This is a genomic window from Hyphomonas adhaerens MHS-3 (assembly GCF_000685235.1).
GTDB lineage: Bacteria > Pseudomonadota > Alphaproteobacteria > Caulobacterales > Hyphomonadaceae > Hyphomonas > Hyphomonas adhaerens.
This window is the reverse complement of record NZ_ARYH01000004.1, coordinates 107,366-128,810: the sequence shown is the minus strand read 5'-3', so window position 1 is coordinate 128,810 and position 21,445 is coordinate 107,366. Positions and strand designations below refer to the sequence as shown.

The window sequence follows — 21,445 nt, the reverse complement described above, 5'->3', positions numbered from 1 at the left end:
GTCTACCTCAGCGCCTGATCCTTGATCGGGAGCTGGCGAATGCGTTTACCGGTCGCGGCGTAGATGGCGTTGAGGACTGCCGGCGGTGCCACGGCAATCGTCGGCTCTCCCACACCGCCCCAGAATCCGCCCGATGGCATAACCAGTGTTTCGACATCCGGCATCTCGGCGATCCGCATGGAATTGTAGGTGTTGAAATTTTTCTGCTGAGTTTCGCCGTTTTCGAACGTGATCTCCTGATGGAGCATGGCGGAAAGGCCGTAAACGAATGACCCTGCAACCTGCGCATCGATTTGCTGTGGATTAACGCCGTACCCCGGATCGGTAGCTGCGACGATCCGGTGCATCTTCAATTCGCCTTCGTCGCTGACCGTTACTTCTGCGCACGCGGCTGTGTAGCTCCCAAAGGAGTAGAAGCAGCAAAGGCCGCGTGAGAGCCCGTCGTCCGCGCCCCATCCGGATTTATCCGCCACGGCCTGCAGGACGGTCGCCATTTTGGGGCTGTCCTTGAGGTGTGCCAGACGAAACTCCAGCGGATCACGACCGGCAGCATGGGCCAGTTCATCCATGAAGCATTCGAGATAAATCGCGTTCTGGTTCGCATTCACGCCGCGCCAGAATCCGGGCCGGACGGGGGGATTCCGCATCGCGTGGTCAACGAGCAATGTCGGGAACGTGTATTTGATGGATTGATCTTCGAGCCGCGGATCGACGCCTGACGGGAGCAGTCCCTGGAACACGACCATGTCAGCGCCATCATTGAGTGCCTGAGGCATGATGCCGGCCAGAATGGATTGACCTGAGATCCGGAGCTTCAAGCCAACCAGATTTCCATCCGCATCAAGCGCGCCCTGGCAGCGAGCTTTGGTGATCGGATGGTAGAAGCCTTGCTCCATGTCTTCTTCGCGAGACCACAACAGCTTGATGGGGGTGCCGGGCATTTGCTTCGCAATTTTCACGGCTTGCGAGATATAGTCCGACGCCCCCTTGCGGCCAAAGCCGCCACCCAGCAATTGTTTGTAGACGTCACATTTCTGGATTGGCAGGTCCGCGGCTTCGGATGCTGCGGCCAGTGCAGCTTCACCATTTTGGGTCGGGCACCAGACTTCACACTTTTCTGGCGTCCAAAGGGCGATCGCATTCATCGGTTCCATACAGGCATGGTTTTGGTGAGGCGCGTTGTACTGCGCTTCAATAACCTGCGCCGCCTCGGCGAAGGCGGAATCAACGTCACCAGCCTGGTTCCCGATGAAGGTTTCACTGGCCGTGAGGCCTTCATTGAGGTCCGCTTCAAAGGCCGAGCTTGAAAAGTCCGAACCCTCTCCGTCCTGCCATTCAATGGGAAGGGAATCGAGGGCAGTCTTCGCTTGCCACCAATAGTCTGCAACGACGGCAACGGCCGTATCGTCTACCTGGACAACCGCTTTCACGCCAGGCATGGAATTCACCGCCTCAGCGTCGTAGGACTTGATGGTCCCACCCCGTTTCGGCGCTGCCTTGACGGCTGCATTCAGCATACCGTCCATTTTCATGTCTGTTGTGTAGAGCTGTTTGCCGGTGACTTTGTCAACGGTATCAAGTCTCGGGACAGACTGCCCGATGATCTTCCATTCAGACGGATCTTTCAGTGTCACCGTCTCGGGGGCTGGAAGCTCCGCCGCGTCCGCTGCCACCTCTCCATATCTTATGGTCTTGCCGCTTGGTGTATGCGTAATGATGCTCTTTGCGGCCGAGCATTCGCTGACCGGGACTTCCCAGCGGTTGGCAGCGGCCTGGACGAGCATCATCCGGGCAGCTGCGCCGCCTTCGCGGACATAATCCTGGCTCGTTCGGATGCCTCGGCTACCGCCGGTGAGAAAGTCTCCCCAAACACGGTCACGCGCGAGGTTTTGTCCGGGGGTCGGGTATTCGGTTTTGACGAAGTCCCAATCACATTCCAATTCCTCGGCAACCAATTGCGCGAGTCCGGTGAGTGTCCCCTGACCCATTTCGGAGCGGGCGATACGCACAGTGACGATGTCATCGGTTCCGATATGGACCCATGCGTTGACTTCCGGCGGAGGCGGGCCAGCTTCTGCCGGTGCGTCTTTACCACCTGGTCCGCAGGCTGCCAGGATGCCGATGGTCAGACCGGTTGCACCAGTTCCGACAATAAATCCGCGACGGGAAAGGCCTGTTGTAGCAGTCATCTCTTGAGTCCTCCTCAGGCTTTTTTCGTCTTGGCAAGGTGAATGCCCTTGCGAACGCGGGTGAACGTACCGCACCGGCAGATATTGGTGATCGTGGCGTCGATGTCTTCATCCGTTGCGTCGGGATTGTCATTCAGCAGGCCGGCTGCGGCCATGATCATGCCTGGCTGGCAGAAACCGCATTGTGGGACGTCGAGTTCCACCCACGCCTGCTGGACAGGGTGACTGCCGTCTTCCGACAGGCCTTCAATTGTTGTGATTTCCTCGTCGCCGGCCAGGGCTCCAACCGGGTAAACACACGACCTGACGGCTTGTCCGTCGATATGGATCGTGCAGGCGCCGCACTCTGCGATTCCGCATCCATACTTTGTGCCGGTGAGCCCTAGCTGTTCTCGTAGAACCCAGAGCAGGGGGGTCGATTCATCAACATCAACTGTCATCACCTGCCCATTGACTTTGAGTGTAGCCATTTCCGTGCTCCGACTTTCAAATACAATTCCGCTATGTGAACCCTATGCCAATCATGATCGCTTTGCACGCCCTTGGGGACGAAATTTTGTGTCCGGCCCCCCATTGTGGGTCGCCCTGTTAGAAGAACCGATCCGCTGACCAAATGCATGGTTTAGGAGAGAAGACCGGTAGGGCTGCTTCAGATCCGGCTTTCGTGGGCGCCATCACGGAATGCGCCTGGCGTTTGTCCTGCCCAGCGTTTGAATGCGCGCGTGAAGGCGCTTTGTTCGGAAAATCCGGTCAGGAATGCGACCTGGGCAATGGAGTAGCGCGTATCGGTCAAAAACTTCTCGGCGAGTTGGCGGCGAGCCTCGTCTACGAGAGACTGAAATGTGTATCCTTTTTCGGCGAGACGGCGCTGCAGGGTGCGTGCACTCATCCCCAGGCTTGCGGCAATGTCTGACAAGGTCGGGATGCCTTCGCTCAACATGTTGGCAATCTGGATTATAACCTGACGATCCAGTGCTTGCTCATGATCTTCTTCGACCAAAGTCTGTTCAATATGGGTCGTCAGAAACCGCCAGATGCTTTCATCCCCTACGGTATTGTTCCGGTCGAGGCGTTCCTCCGGTAGAATGATCGCATCGATTTCCGCGCCAAATGTCACCGGACATCTGAAATAGGCCTCCAATGCCTCCAGAGACCCCGCAGGTTCGGTGTGACGAAACTGAACGGCGTGAGGCTTGTTCTCGGGAAAAGTGGTTTCCCGGCACATCGCAACATAGGTTCCCAGAGTTCCTTCGGTCGACAGATACATGCCCAGCCTTTTTGGCTCCAGCCGTTGGTGGGTCCACATGCTGAAACCGTCTTTGACGACAAGTCGAAAAGTGGCTGTCTTGTTGAAGGCGCGGGCATACCGGTCCATCCGCTGGAAGGACCGGCGCAGGCTGGGGGCAGACTTCCAGGCAAGGCCGACCGCGCCGAAATCTGCGCACTTCATTGCTGCGGAAGTCCGAAGATGGAACGCGATGTCTGGTGCTTCCGCTGCCGCAATCGTTTCGAGCAGTGAATAATATTGGGTGTCCAGAACCACTGTGTTTGGGTCTGATGCGTCGTCTTCGGTTATGCCTGTGCTCGCAAACAGTTCGGCTCGATCAAGCGTGTCAGGCGCCTGATCGATCATCTTCTTCACAAACATCGCGGCGACGTGCGTCATGTCCCCCAAGTCTCTCAACGGTCGACCATGTGACCCTCACCCCAGGCCACGCCTCACTCCATTAGGCGGTTTTTCGTGATGCTCAACCCCTCACTCGCCTGATTTTCCTCTGGCCATGGTCTTACGAAATAAAGCACGGCTGATGAGCGTCTGCTTAGACTTTGCAAGCTAGGGCTCCGCTTCAGTGCCCTGCGAAAAGCTTTCGTCTTGGCGGTGCGCTCATCCGCGTTACGACGAAGGAAGAGAACTCTTGTATGCCGCGATACGCTTTTTGAGGGTCGGCTTCCCTTTAGGCGTTGCGGCGGCGCTCAGGATGTAGGCGTAGCCCAAGCCGGCCGAAGGCAAAAGCGCTTCGGTCGGAAGCGCTCCGGTTGCCCATGAAAGCATGGCGCCCGTTGCGCTATGGGTCAGGCTTCGCTCCAGCCATTCGATAGACTCCTCTTTGTCGAGGTACCCTTCTTCCTGGGCGCGCAGAAGGACCGTACGCCATACTGCGCGCGTTTTGGCCTGGCGTTCAGGGGGGACAATACTGGCGTCATTTTTGCCACTCGAATCCAGGAGCGCACGCCACAAAGGTCGATAGAATTCCGGGTCCTGGATATAGTAGCTGACTGCGAGCTCGTGCGCGGCAAAGACCAGGTCGATCGGATTTTTCGCTTCCAATCCGCTGAATTTTTCCATGAAATTCTGCTGATCTTCCAGAACGGCCAGAACCACAGCCTGTTTCGATCCGAAAAGGTTGTAGGCGGTCGCGATACTAACGCCTGCACGGCTCGCGATCAGGCGCATCGATGGATTCGTGTCGCCAGTCTCCCGGATCAGGTTCCGTGCAGCGCGAACAATTCTCTGGCGACGCTCCTCTTTGGCGCGTTCACGCTGTCCGGTATCGGGCAGGGTCTGTGTACTGGTCATGCGGCGAGAGACTCATCCTGTTCGAGGCGGATGATATCGGCTTGGGGGTCGATTTGAAGTGCGGAGAGCATATCCGCCCGCTCCGGGCCGGGAGATGGCGGGTAAGCTGCTGAGTTCGCTTTCTTTCCGCGAGCCCAGTAATAGAGCACTTTCGCCAGGTTGTGAGGCTTGCCGAGCCACTTGTCCGGATGCTCCAGCATATGGAACCCGCGCATGGCATCGCGCAATAGACGCGTATCTGACCGCAATGCGATCCGCACGCCGTCTTCTGCGAAACTTTCGAGCATGCGCGCGCGGAAGGATTGGGTCGCTTCGGGTGCCAGGTTTCGTCTGGCACGGCGTATTGCACTCCGGTCCTGTTTTCGTTGATTGATGTAGTACGGGCGCAGATCGGCCTGTATTCCATCATGATAAGCGACGGCGCGTTTCGCAGGGTCGTCCGACTCGTCCAGCGTCTGACGCAGCAGCTGCGCACTCACCGCGGCGAAGGAACAGCCGCGACCGTACAGCGGGTTTGTTCGAACCAGCGTGTCGCCGAGCGGGAAATAGCCCAGTACAGCCGGCTTTCCGTCTGTCACCATATCCCGCCAGCGATTGTTCAGGTCTCCCATGCCGAACACTTTGCTCGTGGCTTGTGAACGCGCCTCGTTGGTCCATGGGGACAGCCCCGGCAGCATGAGGGTAATCCGGTGAAAAACATCCGGGTTGAGAATATTCTTGCGTAGTTCCATCTCAATCTCGGGCAAGGCAATCGTAATGGAGAAATTGCCATTGTCCCCTGGGAAGACACCGAACTTCAGGTAACCGAGATCTCCTGAGGCGGGTGGGTTCGTCGTTCGATCCGGCTCGGACTGGCCAGGAAGAAGGCGGTAGTGTCGGGTAAAGTACAGAATGCCCGCTGTTTCGCTCTCCTCCCGGATGTTTGCGCCTTCGTCCATCAATTGTTCGATCGTGAAGCCACCCTTGCCGGATGCATCGACGACGAGATCTGCTGTGACGACGGTCGGCGTGTCGTCGTGATTGCCTTCGACACCGCTCACAGCAAAAGTGCCGTCCGGTTCCTTTTTCGTGATCAGCTTCCGCACGAAAAAGCCGGACTGGACTGTCACGTTCGGCAAGGATTCCACATACCGGCGAATGACCATTTCCAGGGTCGTGCGCCGACTCGTTATAATCGTCAGCGCCGCGTCTTCCGGTTTCGCGCGATAGCTTTCTTGTTGCTGTTCGGTCAGCATCATGTCGAACGTCAGTTCTCGCGCGCCGTGCGATAACAGACTCTCCAGCAGGGCGGGATGTTCGTCTTTCAGGATCGTGCGAAGGCGCGCCAGAAAGGCGTGGCTCTGCCGCACATGTCCAACGCCGGTTCGCTTCCATGTCCGGAACAACTCGTCCGGTTCATCCGTCCCGATTGGACCGTCTCGTTCGAGAAGCAGGATTTCCCGGCCGGTCGGCTGCAACATCAGGGCTGTACACAGGCCGCCAATGCCAGCCCCGATCACGATGACTTTTTCCGTCATGTCTTTCCTCGCTGAATCAAGAGTCGACGTCTTTCAGAAAGGCCAGGATCTGATTGTTTACCTCATCCGGCGCTTCCTGTTGGGTCCAGTGTCCGATGCCTTCGATCATGTGGTTGATGCGCAGATCCTTTACGAAGTGCGGCATTGCCTTGATCGCTTCGGCGGCCATCATCACCACACCGTCATTTGTGCCGGCCAGGAACATGGCAGGTTGAAGAATTTCCGTCGGCGCGCCTTCGGTCATTTCCCAGGTGAGGTCATGGTTTCGATAATAGTTGATCGGTCCACGCATCGTCGAGTTCGAGAATTCATTTGCGTAGAATTCCAGGTCTGCCTCCGATAGCCATGGCGGGAGCTGTTCCGGATATGGCAGGCTGGATAGCAGATCATCGTCCTCCGCTTTCTCGGGGAGTGCGGACAGGTCTGTTTCTCCGCCCGCCATGCAGAGAAATTTGCGGAGGCTGGTCTTCAGGTCTGCTTCGAATTCGGCTTCGGCAACGCCAGGTTCCTGGAAGTAAAGCTGGTAGAAGAACTGGCCTTTGAACATTTCCCGCATCAATGGCATCGGCTGCACGGGGGAGCGCGGCATGAAAGGCACCGAAAGTCCGCCGACGGCACGCACTTTGTCGGGGTGGAACAAGGCGCATGCCCAGGCTGTCGGTGCGCCCCAGTCATGACCGATCACAATGGCCTCGTCGTAACCGAGCGCCGGGATAAGGCCGATGATGTCGTTCACCACCTCCACCTGATTGTAGTCGGTGATTTCCTCCGGCTTGTCGCTTTTTCCGTATCCCCGCATGTCTGGGGCAACGACATGGTAGCCAGCCTCGGCCAGCGGTGCGAACTGATGGCGCCAGGAATACCAGGACTCAGGAAATCCATGCAGCAGCAGGACGAGTGGGCCTTCGCCTGCTTCTGCAATGTTCAGATGGATTCCGTTCGTTCCGACGCGCCTTTGCGTTACGCCGGGCCAGCTCATGCCGCCTCCTTAGGACGCGCGCCAGCGTTGGCCCCAGGAAGAACTTCGCCTCGCGTGTCCTGGTACCCCTCACTGGCAGACCAGGCGATACCGCCACCGACGATAACGGTTTCAACACCATGGGATTCACGGACATAACGGCTGCCATCGCCCGGCACGTCCTGAACATAGATTTCTTCTCCGCGGTCGATGGCATCAGGATCGAATACGACGATATCGGCGACATAGCCTTCTTGCAGGAGGCCGCGGTCAGGGACGCCCCAGATGGCAGCCGTGTCGTGCGTAACCTTTTTGACCGCTTCCTCAATACTCATGGCCTTCAGATTACGGACGAAGTGGCCGAACAGATAACCTGTGTCTCCATAGGTGGAGAAGGAGAGAATATGGGCTCCGCCATCGCTCGCGCCAATGTGGACGTGCGGGTGTTTCAGCATGCTGGAAACTTTCTCGTCCGAATTGTGCCCCATGCTCGCGGCAATGAAGTGTGCGTCGAGGTCTTCTTCAAGGGACAGGTCGATCATCGCGTCGATTGCGGTTGTTCCACGCATTTCAGCAATCTCGGCCAAGGTCTTGCCGACATATTTCTGGTTCTCTGGCGTGTTGACGTGACGCAGGCGCAGAACCGGCCAAAGATCGCCTTGCTGTGCAGCTTCGGCGACCAGCTTCTTGCGGGTTTCCTCGTCGCGGAACGCTGCAATGATCTGGTCGTGGGTCCCAAAGCGCATGACGCCATACCAACTCGGCAGGCGAATGAAGAGCAGGCTCGGCACCGCAAAGCAGAAGCTGATGTCGATCGGGCGGGTCTGTACTTGCGGCCAGACCCGGGCCCCGCGCGCGAATTGTTCGTCGACCCGCCGGATGACCCTGTCGACAGCATCCGTGTTGTCGGCATTGACGAAGAGCGGGGAAAACGTTGTTGGAATGTCATACTTCAGGGAGAGTTCTGCCAATTGGTCCAGCCGTGCAATTGTCAGGTCGGGGTCGTAGAACTCCGGAACGATCTGCAGAACGCGTCCGTATTCACCCAGAACGCTGGCGAGCGCATCCACCTCGCTGGCATCAGCATGCCGGCTGGGCACGGGCTGCAGTTTTTCGTCCATGTCCACATAGCTTGTGGAGAGGCCAATTGCGCCGGCGTCCAGGCACTCACGCAAGACAGACTGCATCTCCGCGATTTCCGCTTCGGTGGCCGTGCGCTCCATGGCGGCATCCCCCATGACCCACAGGCGCAGGACGCTATGGCCAACAAGTGGCGCAACGTTGATCGCGAGCCCTTTGCGAATGCGGGTGATGTATTCGGAGAAAGTCTCCCAATCCCACACAACCCCTTCTTCAAAAGCCTTCAGCGGCATTTCTTCGATCTGATTGAACATTCCGACCAGTTTCATCCGGTGCTCTGACTTCAGCGGAGCGAGAGACAAAGAGCAATTTCCCGGCACGATGGTTGTCACGCCATGCGAGAGCGCGGGCTTCGCAAAGCCATCCCACAACAGCTGGGCGTCAAAATGTGTGTGCGGATCGATAAATCCCGGTGCCACGATCCGGCCCTCGGCGTCGATTTCCTTCGCCGCCTTACCGGCGATGTGGCCTATCTTTTCGATCTTGTTGCCGCTTACCGCAATATCGGCCTTGTAGGCTGGCAGGCCAGACCCATCGACGACCGTACCGTTCCTGATGATCAGGTCATACATGTCAGTTATCTCCCTTTTTATTCGTTTCTTGTGTGTTCGGCGTACCGTTCGGACGAGGCGATGAGGGCGTCGCGTACCAGCGCCCAATCCGCCCCGATAAGGTCTTCTGGCGTTTGGGCCTTACAGCTGGAAAGCAGGGTGCGGACAGCGAACTCGTCCAACGTCACCTGCGTGCGTCCGCCATTGCCGTACTCCAATGTCACCAACAGCTCAGCCTCACCGTCATGTGCGGCGCCGATGTCTACATTCTGGATTGTCGCAATGGTCATGCATCGCTCATCGGAGGTTCCACGAAGATCACGTCGCTGGGCAGGATCGGGTTTCCGGATTTGGGCCCACCGGCCGCGCCTGATGACCGCATGAAAACATGCAGGTTCCAGCTTTGGAGGCTGGAGACGCCTTCGTCTTCGTTCATGCCTGAAAGTTCACGTTTCGCGATGCTTTGCCAGGTGTCGCCAGCGGCGGGCAGAATGGATTTTCGGACTCTCGTAAGCTGGCTTGTCGGCATGTTGTTTTCTCCCTTTTGGAGAAAACTAGAACACGTTCCAATAATTTGGGCAAGCACGGGATGAGCCAAGCCGAATATGACGTTGGGGCAGGGGCGTGTATGAGCCCGGCCCGGCGGCGGGGCCGGGCTGTCTTCCTCCTTCTGGCTGCCCATGTTCGTATTCTGAACGAAAAAGGCCATGCCGCTCCATCTTCTGGAGTGACATGGCCGTAATTGTGCGCTGGCTTAAAGCAGAAGGCCGGTAATGCGGATGCTACACTTCGGCGGCGAGGTGAGCCGCTTGATTGATTGCTCGTTTTGCATCGAGTTCAGCGGCTTCAAATGCACCACCGACGAGGGCCGCGTTTGCTGACTCCCCCTGATACTGGTCGTATACGTCTCGTAGCGGTTCCTGCCCGGCGCAAAGGATGATCGTATCGACTTCCAGCGTTTTTGGTTCCCCATCGACCAGGCAATGGAGGCCTTCGTCATCAATCCGTTCATAGGTGACCCCCGGAACCATGCGGACGCCTTTGCGGTTGAGAGTCAGGCGATGTGTCCAGCCGGTCGTTTTGCCGAGCCCGCGGCCCACAGCTGTATTCTTGCGTTGCAGCAGCCAGACGTCTCGCGGAGATTCTTCAACGACGGGCTCTACGCCTGTCACACCGCCCCGCGGATGGTTCTTGAAGTCGATGCCCCATTCCTTCGCGAATTTGTCGATGTCCAGCGCAGACGATTTGCCCACATGCGTAATCAGCTCCGCAACATCAAACCCGATGCCGCCTGCGCCAATAATTGCCACGCGCTTGCCGATTGGCTTGTTGCCCATGATGGCATCAATGTATCCGACAACACTTGGATGATCGATGCCCTCGATCGCGGGCGTTCTCGGGCGGATCCCCGTTGCAAAAATGATTTCATCATATCCGCCGGACTTCAGGAAGTCCGAGTCAATGCGCTTTTCGAGCGTCACATTCACGCCGGTAACTTCAAGCTGTCGTTTGAAGTACCGCAGTGTTTCGTAAAACTCTTCTTTACCCGGAACTCTTTTCGCAAGATTGAATTGACCGCCAATTTCAGGTGCCTGATCGAATAGATCAACCTTGTGTCCGCGCTCTGCTGCGATCGTCGAATAGGCCAGACCGGCAGGGCCGGCTCCCACAACAGCAATGCGCTTCGGAGAAGTCGTTGGTTTGTAAATCAGCTGAGTCTCGTGACAGGCACGCGGATTGACCAGGCAGCTGACTTCCTGATTGCCACCGAACGTGTGGTCCAGGCAGGCCTGGTTGCAGGCAATGCAGGTGTTGATCTCGTCTTCACGGCCTTCAGCGGCTTTCTTCATGAATTGCGAGTCCGCGAGCATCGGGCGCGCCATGGAAACCAGATCAGCGTCTCCACGCTCAAGCACGGCTTCAGCGACATCCGGCATATTGATACGATTGCTCGTGATGACCGGAACGTTGACCACCTTTTTCAGGCGCCCGGTCACGCTGGTGAAAGCGGCGCGAGGCACCATCGTGGCAATGGTCGGTACCGCTGACTCATGCCAGGTGAAGTGCGTGGAGATGATGGAAACGCCCGCGTTTTCCAGTTCGTGGGCGAGCTCCACGATTTCTTCCCACGACATGCCGCCTTGCAGCATGTCCATGGCGGCAATGCGGAAGATGATGATGAAGTCATCGCCAACCGCCGCCCGGCCACGGCGGACCACTTCCAGCGGGAAGCGCATCCGGTTCTCGAAGGAGCCGCCCCAGCGGTCGGTACGCAAGTTGGTTTTCTGGACGAGGAAGGTCGACAGAAGGTACCCGGCAGAACCGATGATTTCGACACCGTCATAGCCCGCCTCCTTCGCGCATTTGGCGCAGTTGGCGAAATCTGACAGTTGCTTTTCTATGCCTTCTTCATCGAGTTCATTCGGAACGAAGCGCGCGATCCGCGACCGGATTGGCGAAGGGGCGACGCATTTGTCGTGCGGCGCGAGTGGGCCGGTATGCAGGATCTGCATGCAGATGCGCACGTCGGGGGCTGCTTCATGAACTGCGTCGGTGATCACCCGGTGCCGCGCAACTTCTTCGGAGTTTGAAAGCTTCGCGCCCATGCCGCCTTCTTCATTCGGCGAAATTCCACCCGTGATGATCAGGCCAACGCCGCCACGGGCCCGTTCTGAGAAGAACTCCGCCATGCGGATGTGCCCGTCGGCCTGCTCTTCAAGTCCGGTATGCATTGACCCCATGATCGCGCGGTTCTTGATTGTCGTTTTTCCGACCTGCAGCGGCGAGAAGAGATGAGGGAATTTAGTCGTCGTAGGGGTCATGGGCATCGTCGCATGTTGTTTTCAGTGGAGAGGCCTGCTTACAGGGCACTTAAATGAGGTTTTCAGGAGAGGAAAGTACGAGGTGTCGATCCTGTTTCACAAGTCTTTTCCGGGCATTTCTACCGTGTAGACAAGGAAAACTTACCTGCCCTTACGGAATGCGGCCCGTTCGAATTTCCCGGAAGGATAGTAAGCCTACGGAGCGTCATTCCGTTACGAAAGGCCTTGCGCCTGAGTGGTTGTCCAATCCAGAACTAAGGTAAGGAAATGCAGAGGCAAGAAATCATGAAATCCGACTATCAGGCGCTCATTCTTGAGCAGAAAGACCAAGTTCTCAATATCAAGATGAACCGGCCCGACCGGTTGAATGCCTTGAACCCTCAACTCGTTACCGAGCTGAGGGAGGTATTCCAGTCCCTTTATTTCGACAGGTCTGTGCGTGTGGTCGTTCTTGAAGGGGCAGGCCGGGCATTCTGCGCGGGGCTTGACCTGAAGGGGTCTTCCGAAGATCGCGGCAAGCGCAGTGTCGAGCAGGGACTGGATAACCAAAGGTCGATCGCCGAGATCTATGTTGCAATGCGCCGGTGTCCCCAGCCGATCATCAGTCTGGTCCAGGGCGCTGCGAGTGGCGGTGGGTTCGCCCTGGCATTGGCTTCCGATATCCGGATCTTGTCAGAAGATGCCCGCATGAATGCTGCGTTTATCCGGATCGGGCTGTCGTCCTGCGATATGGGAGTCTCCTACTTTCTGCCGAGGATGGTCGGAATGTCACTTGCGAGTGAGTACATGCTGACCGGGCGTTTCATCTCGGCCCAGCGAGCGATGGAGATCGGTCTCGCAAATCGGGTGGTTCATGGCAGCGACATGCGGAAGGAAGCTGATGGCTTCGTGGAGGATATGCTTCATGCCACGCCGCTGGGCCTGCGTCTCACAAAGGACGGCCTGAACATCGCCGTTGATGTCGCCGGACTTGAAGCTGCAATGGCGATTGAAGATCGTAACCAGGTCCTGACGGCCAATGACCCGAACTTCGCCGAAGGCATTGCGGCATTTTTCGAAAAGCGGAAGCCGAACTACTCCTGATTGAGACAACCGGAAATCAAGAAAGGATGCCTTGGCGGTATGTCTTGACCTTCGCCCGGCGGACTCTGACACTCCGGACAAATAATCATTCTGGGAGGCAATATTGAACCTGGACTTCTCCGACGAGCAGAAGCAGTTGCGCGATCAGGTGCGCCGCTTCCTGGCCGAAAAATGTCCGCCCGAAGCGGTGCGGACTATTCTTGAAGGTGACGAGCGTTACGACAAATCCCTTTATGCGGGCCTCGCTGAAATGGGGCTGCTGGGCGCTGCAATTCCGGAAGAGTATGGCGGCGTTGGTCTGGGACAGCTTGAGCTCTGCGTTGTTGCAGAGGAACTGGGCCGGGTTCTCGCCCCGGTGCCGGTATCATCCTCGATATATCTCGCCGCAGAATTCCTCCTGCTCGCGGGGTCTGACACCCAGAAAGCAGAGTGGTTGCCAAAACTGGCCTCTGGTGAGGCCATCGGTACGTTCGCCTTGTCCGAAGGACAGGGGCGTGCCGGGCCGGACAAGATTGCCGCGAGCGTAAAAGGCGGCAAGCTATCAGGTACAAAGATGCCTGTTGCGGACGGGTTTGATGCCGATTTTGCGGTTGTTGCGGCGCGGGATGAGGCAGACAAGGTATCGCTGTATCTGGTTACGCTGACCGACGACGGTGTAACGCGCGACATACTGGAAACGATCGATCCAACACGCGGCCAGGCGCGCCTCACGTTTGACAAAGTACCTGCCGAACCGCTGGGGGCGGCGGGCGATGGCTGGCACATCGCGACCCAAGTGATCGACCGGGCTGCCGTCCTGATGGCTTTTGAGCAGCTGGGAGGCGCTGACCGCGCTCTGGAAATGGCGCGCGATTACGCGTTGGAGCGTATGGCGTTCGGGCGTCCGATTGGCTCGTTCCAGGCGATCAAGCACATGTTGGCGGACATGTACGTGTCTGCCACGCTGGCACGGTCCAACTGCTACTATGGTGCATGGGCACTTGGATCCAGCCCGGCGGAACTGCCTGTTGCAGCGGCGACTGCGCGGGTGTCGGCGACGACGGCATTCCAGCATTGTTCCAAGAACAACATCCAGGTTCACGGCGGCATGGGGTTCACCTGGGCATTTGATTGCCATCTCTTCTACCGGCGATCCAACGCACTGGCGCTTGCGCTTGGCTCTCTTTCCACCTGGGAAAGCGAACTGATCGAACGCATGGGCGCCGGCAACGCAGAAACTGCGGCATAAGGAAAGGGCACGGATATGGATTTTGAAGACACACCCGAAGAAGCAGCTTTCCGCAAGGAGGTACGCTCCTGGATTGACGCCAATGCCCCGAAACACCTGGAGGCTGAACTGCGCCGGGCCAGCTTTGGGTCCAGCGCTGTTGTCAGCGAAGACCCGATCGCTGCCGCCAAGGCATGGCAAAAGAAGAAATACGATGCCGGTTGGGCATGCCTGCATTGGCCGAAGGAATATGGCGGCGCTGCGCGGACCCCGATTGAACGTGTGATCTGGGGGCAGGAAGAAGGGCCCTACGCGGCTCTAGGCGGTCTGTTCACCATCGGCCACGGCATGTGCGGTCCGACCGTCATGACCTGGGCATCGGAAGAGCAGAAGCGCGAATTGCTGCCGCCACTGGCAAGTGGCGAAGAGGTCTGGTGCCAGCTCTTCTCCGAACCGGCTGGCGGCTCTGATCTGGCTGGCCTGCGCACGCGCGCCGTCAAGGCGGATGACGGGTCCGGCGACTGGATCATCAATGGCCAGAAGATCTGGACCAGTGGTGCCCAGAATTCCGACTGGGGGCTCCTGATCACGCGAACAGACCCGGATGTGCCGAAGCACAAAGGGCTCACCATGTTCTTTCTCTCCATGAAGACGCCGGGTGTAGAGGTCGTACCGATCAAGCAGGCAAACGGTGCGTCGGGTTTCAACGAGGTCTATTTCACGGATGTCCGGATTCCGGACGCACAGCGGCTTGGTGCTGTTGGGCAGGGATGGGAAGTTTCGCTCACGACACTGATGAATGAACGTCTGTCGATCGGCTCCGGGATGTCTGCTGGATTTCCGGAACTGTTCCGCTTCTGTATGGAGGCTGAGGTTGAGGGACGTCCTGCCGTTGAAGATTCTGCGGTTCGGTCGAAATTGGCGCAGTTTGCCGTTCGTCAAAGCGGACTTAAATACACAGGCATGCGTGCCATTACGGCGCTGTCGAAAGGCGAGACACCGGGACCGGAAAACTCGATCGGCAAGCTTGTTGCGGGTGCAACGATGCAGGACCTGGCGATTTACGCACTGGACCTTCAGGGACAGGCCGGTGTTCAATGGGATGAAACCAGCCCTCAGAACGGCCGGTTCCAGGCGATGCTGATGCGCTCACCAGCGACCCGTATCGAGGGCGGTTCAGATGAAATCCTTCGGAACATTATCGGGGAACGCGTGCTGGGCCTGCCTGGAGATATCCGCGTGGACAAGGGTATTCCGTTCAAAGACATACCAACAAGCGGGCAGCGTAAGTGATGACGTATACTCTCCCTAACAATTCAACAGACCTTTCCGGTCAAACTGCATTGGTCACCGGTGCGTCTTCGGGACTTGGCCTGCGCTTCGCGAAAGTCCTTGCAAGTTGCGGAGCCAAGGTCGCATTGGCTGCCCGGCGCGTCGACCGTTTGGAAGCCCTGGCGGAGGAGATCCGGAAAGACGGCGGGGAAGCCGTTGCGATCAAGATGGACGCAACGGATGCAGACCAGTTGATAGAAGGTGTTGCGAAGGCCGAGGCAGCGCTGGGGCTCGTTTCCATTCTCGTCAACAATGCCGGCATTCCGGATGCGCAGCGCGCACACAAAATGGAAGTCGAACTCATCGATCGCGTGCTGGACATCAATGTGCGGGCGCCCTTCATCCTGAGTTGTGAAGTCGCGCGGCGGCTGATTGCGGCGGGGAAACCGGGACGTATCGTCAATATCGCGTCTTCAGCAGCATACAGTTACAATGGTTCAGGCGCGGCACTCTACTCGGTATCCAAGGCCGCTGTGGTAAGGATGACCGAGACACTCTCTGTCGAGTGGGCACGCTACAACATCAATGTAAATGCGATTGCGCCGGGTGCGTTTGAATCCGAGATGATGGACGGCATGCTCAGCCGCATGGGAGATATCGCTCAGCATTTTCCCCGCAAACGCATTGGCAATCCCGCCCAACTCGACTCCACATTGCTTTATTTGGTCGGGCCTGCGTCGGATGCCGTCACCGGCACCAGCATCCGTGTTGATGACGGTCAGGGCGACCGGTAGCCGGTCGGCCTAATGCTCTGTAAGAGGCGGAAGCCATCCGCGTAGAGACCACGCGCGGTGTTCCGTTACAGGTGTCTGGCGCTGTAGAAAGCACTCCTACAAGGGATGCTTGTCCAGCTCACCTACATCCAGCATAGGGGCAGCTTCCAGATCTTCGGCATCCAATAAATTGGTCACCTGCTCCAGAGAGGCAATCAGCATCGCCTGCTGCCAGTCCGGCAGGGCATTGAAGCGCTCCGAAAAGATCTGGTGCAACGGGTCGGGAGCATCCGCCAGCGCGGTCTTGCCTGCTGGCAGGAGGCGCAACCAGACACGGCGTTTATCTTCGTCGCACCTGCGGCGCGCGATGAGGCTGCGCGCTTCGAGCTTGTCGATCAGGCTGGTGATGGTGGCATGCTTCAATTGGGTAGCTTTGGCGAGATAGCCCGCCGAGACTTCGGGATATTCCGTGAGGATGCGCAGCACACTCAGCTGTGAAGGTGTCAGGCCGGCCATCACGGCAAGCCGTTTGGACGACAATTCGGTTATGCGCTGGATCTTGCGCAGGGCGATGAGCGCATCTTCAGACCGTTTGCTCAATGTCTTGAACCTAAGCTGGCGCGAGGTCTGGCCCCAACGCGGATTTCAGAGGTCCAAGGTGTGCCTCATATGGGCGCCATTGTTCAAGTCCGCCTTTGTTGATCGGACGACGAACCTGTTCAGAACTTGCCGTCCTGACAGCGCGTTCGGTCTGGTGGAAGTTCACGCAGCGCTCATCGAAGGGCAGGCCGCAATAATCCAGCAGGCGCCGAACCTGTCCCTCCAGGTCATCCAGGACGTCCTCGTGCTGGACGCGCAGAATCCGGCCCGGGGGCAGGACGGCGTCCCAGTGTTCCATGAGGTCGACATAGGCGCGGTAATACTGGCCGATATCCTCCAGGCTATAGGTGAACTCCTGCCCCTCGGCGAAGAGTTGCTTGTACCCGGACCAGCAGCAATCCATCGGGTTGCGCCGGGCATCAATGATCTTCGCATTCGGCAGGATCAGGTGGATCAGGCCGATATGGCGGAAATTGTTCGGCATCTTGTCGGTGAAGAAGGGCGCGCCCTGCCGGTGTATCCGCGTGTTTTCAATATAATCCTGGCCGAGCGCGCTCAGCTCTTCCGCCGGCATTTCGTGCAGGATACGGGGGTAGCGGTCCCGGTCCGTTATCTGGCTGCGGCCGCGAAGGTGGTGGGCCAGGGACAGAATGTTCGGCAGCTCCAAAGTGCCATCGACATCCGGGTGTGAGGCAAGGATCTGTTCGATCAGTGTTGAACCGGCCCGGGGCAGGCCGAGGATGAAGATCGGATCCGGCGCCGGATCGCCCTTGCCGCTCTGGTTTTCGAACAGGGATGCCGTGCAGTGTTTTTTCTGCGCTGCAAGTTCGGCCTGCATCTGTTCGGTCGTGTAGCGGATTGTCTGGTGCTTCAGCGCGTTGCCGCTGGCATAGGCGGCGAAGGCTGCATCATAGTCCTTCTGATCCTCCCGCGCCTTGCCGAGTGCAAACGCGATATGGATGCGTGACATGTGATCCAGATCCGGCGATGCCGCCTGCGCTTCCATGGTTGTGAGTTCATCATCCGTGAAGCGATAGGTCTTCAGGTTCGCCAGCCCATACCAGGCGTCGCCATGGCCTGGAGCGACTTCCGTCGCGCGCCGGTAAGAGGCCACTGCGTCCTCTGTGCGCCCATAAGTCTTCAGGGCATGACCGCGCGATACGAGTGTTGCCGGATCGTCCGGCAGGGCCGTCAAGACGCGGTCGAAATACTCAAGCGCTGTTTCATAGTCGCCAGCCTGCATGCTCTCGATGGCATAGTGGGACTGAAAGATCGGATTGTCCGGGTCACGGGCCATCAGGATGTTTGCCTGCTCCAGGGCGGCGGCGAATTTCTGCCGCTTCCGCAGGACCTGGATGTAGTCGAGACGGAGCTGAATGTTGTCCGGATCGAGCTCTACGGCACTTTCCAGCAGGAAGTCGGCATCTTCCTGAACGCCCAGGCGCGAACCGATGTCAGCGAGCAGGCGCATGCCTTCAACGTGCGTCGGATTGCGCTGCAGGAAGGCCCGCGCGATTTCCTCGGCCCGGAAAATTCGCCCTTCATGAATGTGATTGGTCACCGCTAGCAGCTCGCGCGGCAATGCCTGCAGCCTCTGAGCCTGTGCAAGCGCATTGTTCGCGGCAACTGTATTGCCGCTGGCGGCCTGCAGGTCTGCGAGGGCCTTCCAGCTGGCAATGAGGGACGGGTTGTACCGGGTGGCACGTTCAAAGGCCGTCAGGGCACCGGCGCTATCGCCCAGCTTGCGGCGAAGATGGCCTTCTTCCTGCCAGGCACGGCCATAGTCCGGCGAAACCAATTTGAGGTCTGCAAGGCGGGCGAACGCGTCATCATGGCGGTTTTGATACCTGGCGCAGACCGCGGCCATGTACAGGGCGTCCCGGTGCTGCGGATGCTGCGCCAGAACCTCGGACGTGATCTTCGACGCGGTCTGGAAATCGCCGGACTGGATGGACTTCTGCGCCTGCTGCAGGGCGGCTTCAGGTGTGGCCGGTTCGGTCATCGCGTCAGGGTATTCCTCAATAAGAAAACAGCGCCCTGAAAGTGTCAGGGCGCTGCTTCAGGATCAAGTCTTGGGCTGTCCTAGTAGTCGTAGGAGAAGCGGATCCCAATCGTTCTTGGCCGCATCGGCGTGATGCGCTCGCGGTCATAGACAAAGCTGCCGCTGAGGGCCGCATACTCATTCGTCAGGTTGGTGGCGAAGAGTTCGGCCGTCCAGTTGTCGCCTGTCACACCCGCGGATGCACCGAGCGTGGTGTAGCCGTCGAGTTTCATCTTGTTGATCTCGATCACATCGGTGAACGAGTCATCAGAGATGATGACCTGTGGCATCACGTGGGCGCGGAGCGACTGACCAGCAATCTGCTGTTCAAGATCCCACTCATAGCGGACACGCAGGTTACCCTGATAGGACGGCGCGAAGGCGAGGTCCGATCCTTTGACGACATCATTGGTCGGCACCAGGACTTCCGTGATCTCCGTATCCAGGAAGGAGAAGGCACCGGCGACGGTCAGGCCTTCAATAGATGCCGGGGCCCAGGTGAAGTCACCCTCGACGCCCTGGATTTCCGCGTTCGCCGCGTTGTCCGAGAAGAACAGGTTGACGATCGACGGATCGAAGATGGTCGTCTGCAGGCCATCGACTTTGACAAAGAAGGCCGATCCATTGAAACGCAGCGAATTGTCGAAGAGCTCGGTTTTCCAGCCGATCTCATAGTTCTTCACTTCGTCAGTATCCACAGCATACGGCACAACGTAGCCGCCGGGGCCCTGCGCGCCACCTGGGCGGTTCAGCAGGCCTGGGCGGAAACCTTCCGAATAGGTTGCATAGAACAGCGTGTCGGCGGTTGGCGTCCACTCACCTGTGACCTTGTAGATGAAGCCGTCAGTCGCCGCCTTATCCGGGTTACCCGCCGGCCTGTCCGGGCCGTAGATGTAGGAGATGTTGGTACCGAATACCTGCTGGTCGCTTTCAGTATAAAGGTTGTAGAAGGACGAGTTGGCGCTGCCTTCCAGGTCCACTTCAACATCATAGTAACGGGCACCTAATGTCAGGGAGAACTGGTCGGTGAGGTCGAAGCTGGTTTCGCCGAAGATGCCAAGCTGCTTGTCCGTGCGTTTCACGTCATTGCGGAAGATCACACCGGCCGGGAAGGGGCCTGGCTGGCTGTAATAGCCCGGATAGGCATCGCCGATTGCACCAACGGCATCCACATTGGTCAGCGGATAGTTCGGTGCGAAGCCGATTGTGCCGTCCGTGTAGGCAACCTGGGTTGATCCCGGATAGACGAAGTCATTGCGTTCGGCCAGTTCAAGGTCGCTGAAGAAGCCGCCGAAGGTGGCGCGCCAGCGATACTGTTCGGGCGTATTGAAGCGCAGCTCGTGCGTCTGAACCTTCGTTTCGCTGTGCGATGTCACATAGAGGTTCGGGGCGTAGCAGGTGCCTGTCGGTGCTGCGGCCGGATAGGTGACCGAGTAGTCACAGATATAGTAAGGCAGATACTGGCCGACGAACAGATAGTCGGAATAGTCGACGGTCTGGTCTGTCGTGCGTTCCGTATACGCGCCAGTGTAGACGGCTTCCAGTGCCCCCAGGCGGCCGTTCACCGTCCAGGCAGTATTGTGGAATTTGTCCTCGGTGTTTTCCGGCGTGAAGCGGACAATGTCGTAATCGTCCAGTTCCGGATCGGCGGAGAAGACACCTTCGGCATCGATCTGCTGTTGGGAGTGCTGGAGCAGGATGTCCCAGTCCTCGTTAATTTCGTACAGGCCACTCAGGCGGAAGCCCTTATACGTCACGTCATTGATGTCGTTTTCGGCGATGGTGCCATTGTTGGCAGAAATGAAATTGACATCGGACAAGTCTGCCAGAAGAGCGTTGTCGTTTGTTGTTTTGTCGTCTGTCAGATTGTCCGCAACTTGTGTTGCAGATTGGAAGCCATCACGTTGGCGGCTGACCGGAACGCCATTCGCGCGAACGGTTCCGGCTGAGCGGAAACGGGCTGATTCTGCGGCCGAGAGTGTCCCGCCGACATTGTCGATATAGCCGCCTTGTGAGTCGGTATAGACCACGCCGCGGACAGCCAGTTTGTCGTTGATCGGAAGATTGATCATCACATCGACGCTGTTGCTCATCTCGCCGCCATCGGTGAACGAGGTCGCCGCGTTGAAGCCGGCATCAAAGCCGTTCAGCGAAGGTTTGTTCGTGATCATGCGAACCGTACCGGCCTGGGAGCTGGCCCCGAAGAGAGTGCCTTGCGGACCGGAAAGGACTTCCACGCGCTCAATGTCGGCGGCGTAGACGTCGAGGTTACGGCCCGGCTGGGCCAGCGGCTGTTCGTCGAGATAGAAGCTGACGTTCGGCGCAAGACCAGCCACGCCGGCAACGGTCAGGTTCGGAGTCGTCGATGCGAGGCCGCGGATGTAAATCGTGTTCTGGCCGGGGCCAGCGCCGCCAGCGGTCACGCCCGGTAGCTGAATCAGGTAGTCATTGAAGCTTTTCACGCCGAGCGATTGAAGTTCCTGCTCGCCGAGTGCGGTCACGGCGACAGGAATGCTCTGGGCGCTTTCTGAACGCTTGGTGGCGGTGACGGTGACGGCCTGAAGACGCTTTACCTTCGCAGCCGGCTGTGCCGGTGCAGTTTCCTGAGCGTGGGCATACGTCGCGACGAGGCCGGCGATCGCCATCAGCGACGCGCCGTACTTTAACTTCTTCATATTCTTCCCCTTGGGTCAATTCCAGCCGTGGCGCGCACA

17 protein-coding genes are annotated in these 21,445 nt (G+C 58.2%); 4 read left to right on the top strand and 13 right to left on the bottom strand.

Annotated features, from left to right (window positions below):
- Window positions 1-2: 2 nt before the first annotated feature.
- The 10 genes from HAD_RS17080 to HAD_RS17035 form a co-directional block, all read right to left on the bottom strand.
- A complete protein-coding gene (locus tag HAD_RS17080) occupies window positions 3-2,189 on the bottom strand; it encodes a xanthine dehydrogenase family protein molybdopterin-binding subunit (protein ID WP_035573938.1) in 2,187 nt (728 codons plus the stop codon).
- A 14-nt stretch (window positions 2,190-2,203) separates the two neighbouring features.
- Entirely contained in the window at window positions 2,204-2,659 is a 456-nt protein-coding gene (locus HAD_RS17075; RefSeq protein WP_035573936.1) for a (2Fe-2S)-binding protein, read from the bottom strand.
- Between the two features lie 179 nt (window positions 2,660-2,838).
- A complete protein-coding gene (locus HAD_RS17070) occupies window positions 2,839-3,855 on the bottom strand; it encodes an AraC family transcriptional regulator (RefSeq protein ID WP_035573934.1) in 1,017 nt (338 codons plus the stop codon).
- A gap of 228 nt (window positions 3,856-4,083) precedes the next feature.
- Window positions 4,084-4,767, bottom strand: a complete 684-nt coding sequence (locus tag HAD_RS18250) for a TetR/AcrR family transcriptional regulator (protein WP_241765400.1) — start codon at window positions 4,765-4,767, stop codon at window positions 4,084-4,086.
- A complete protein-coding gene (locus HAD_RS17060; RefSeq protein ID WP_035573932.1) occupies window positions 4,764-6,284 on the bottom strand; it encodes an FAD-dependent oxidoreductase in 1,521 nt (506 codons plus the stop codon). Before HAD_RS17060 ends, HAD_RS18250 begins: the two co-directional genes overlap by 4 nt.
- A gap of 16 nt (window positions 6,285-6,300) precedes the next feature.
- On the bottom strand, window positions 6,301-7,263 hold the full coding sequence (locus HAD_RS17055; RefSeq protein ID WP_035573929.1) for an alpha/beta fold hydrolase: 963 nt from the start codon (window positions 7,261-7,263) through the stop codon (window positions 6,301-6,303).
- Complete coding sequence (locus HAD_RS17050) at window positions 7,260-8,954, bottom strand: N-acyl-D-amino-acid deacylase family protein (RefSeq protein WP_035573926.1); 1,695 nt, start codon at window positions 8,952-8,954, stop codon at window positions 7,260-7,262. Before HAD_RS17050 ends, HAD_RS17055 begins: the two co-directional genes overlap by 4 nt.
- Before the next feature lie 17 nt (window positions 8,955-8,971).
- A complete protein-coding gene (locus HAD_RS17045) occupies window positions 8,972-9,223 on the bottom strand; it encodes a hypothetical protein (protein ID WP_035573923.1) in 252 nt (83 codons plus the stop codon).
- Window positions 9,220-9,462 (bottom strand): hypothetical protein, encoded by a 243-nt coding sequence (locus HAD_RS17040; protein ID WP_035574014.1) that lies wholly within the window; start codon window positions 9,460-9,462, stop codon window positions 9,220-9,222. The genes HAD_RS17045 and HAD_RS17040 overlap by 4 nt, the downstream gene beginning before the upstream one ends.
- 253 nt (window positions 9,463-9,715) lie before the next feature.
- A complete protein-coding gene (locus HAD_RS17035) occupies window positions 9,716-11,755 on the bottom strand; it encodes an oxidoreductase (RefSeq protein ID WP_035573921.1) in 2,040 nt (679 codons plus the stop codon).
- Window positions 11,756-12,040: 285 nt separating this feature from the next.
- Here HAD_RS17035 and HAD_RS17030 point away from each other — a divergent pair, with 285 nt between their 5' ends.
- The 4 genes from HAD_RS17030 (at window position 12,041) to HAD_RS17015 (ending at window position 16,111) form a co-directional block, all read left to right on the top strand.
- The gene (locus tag HAD_RS17030) at window positions 12,041-12,838 is read left to right on the top strand and encodes an enoyl-CoA hydratase/isomerase family protein (RefSeq protein WP_035574012.1); all 798 of its coding nucleotides are present in this window, start codon (window positions 12,041-12,043) and stop codon (window positions 12,836-12,838) included.
- 103 nt (window positions 12,839-12,941) lie between these two features.
- A complete protein-coding gene (locus HAD_RS17025; RefSeq protein ID WP_035573919.1) occupies window positions 12,942-14,066 on the top strand; it encodes an acyl-CoA dehydrogenase family protein in 1,125 nt (374 codons plus the stop codon).
- Window positions 14,067-14,081: 15 nt separating this feature from the next.
- Window positions 14,082-15,338, top strand: a complete 1,257-nt coding sequence (locus HAD_RS17020) for an acyl-CoA dehydrogenase family protein (protein WP_035573916.1) — start codon at window positions 14,082-14,084, stop codon at window positions 15,336-15,338.
- On the top strand, window positions 15,338-16,111 hold the full coding sequence (locus tag HAD_RS17015) for an SDR family NAD(P)-dependent oxidoreductase (protein ID WP_035573914.1): 774 nt from the start codon (window positions 15,338-15,340) through the stop codon (window positions 16,109-16,111). The genes HAD_RS17020 and HAD_RS17015 overlap by 1 nt, the downstream gene beginning before the upstream one ends.
- Before the next feature lie 96 nt (window positions 16,112-16,207).
- Here the strand turns inward: HAD_RS17015 and HAD_RS17010 are convergent, their stop codons facing one another.
- The 3 genes from HAD_RS17010 to HAD_RS17000 all read right to left on the bottom strand — a co-directional run bounded on the left by HAD_RS17010 (window position 16,208) and on the right by HAD_RS17000 (window position 21,406).
- A complete protein-coding gene (locus HAD_RS17010; RefSeq protein ID WP_035573912.1) occupies window positions 16,208-16,690 on the bottom strand; it encodes a MarR family winged helix-turn-helix transcriptional regulator in 483 nt (160 codons plus the stop codon).
- Window positions 16,691-16,700: 10 nt separating this feature from the next.
- Complete coding sequence (locus tag HAD_RS17005) at window positions 16,701-18,692, bottom strand: tetratricopeptide repeat-containing sulfotransferase family protein (protein WP_035573910.1); 1,992 nt, start codon at window positions 18,690-18,692, stop codon at window positions 16,701-16,703.
- 80 nt (window positions 18,693-18,772) lie between these two features.
- Complete coding sequence (locus HAD_RS17000) at window positions 18,773-21,406, bottom strand: TonB-dependent receptor (protein ID WP_035573908.1); 2,634 nt, start codon at window positions 21,404-21,406, stop codon at window positions 18,773-18,775.
- Window positions 21,407-21,445 lie beyond the last annotated feature (39 nt).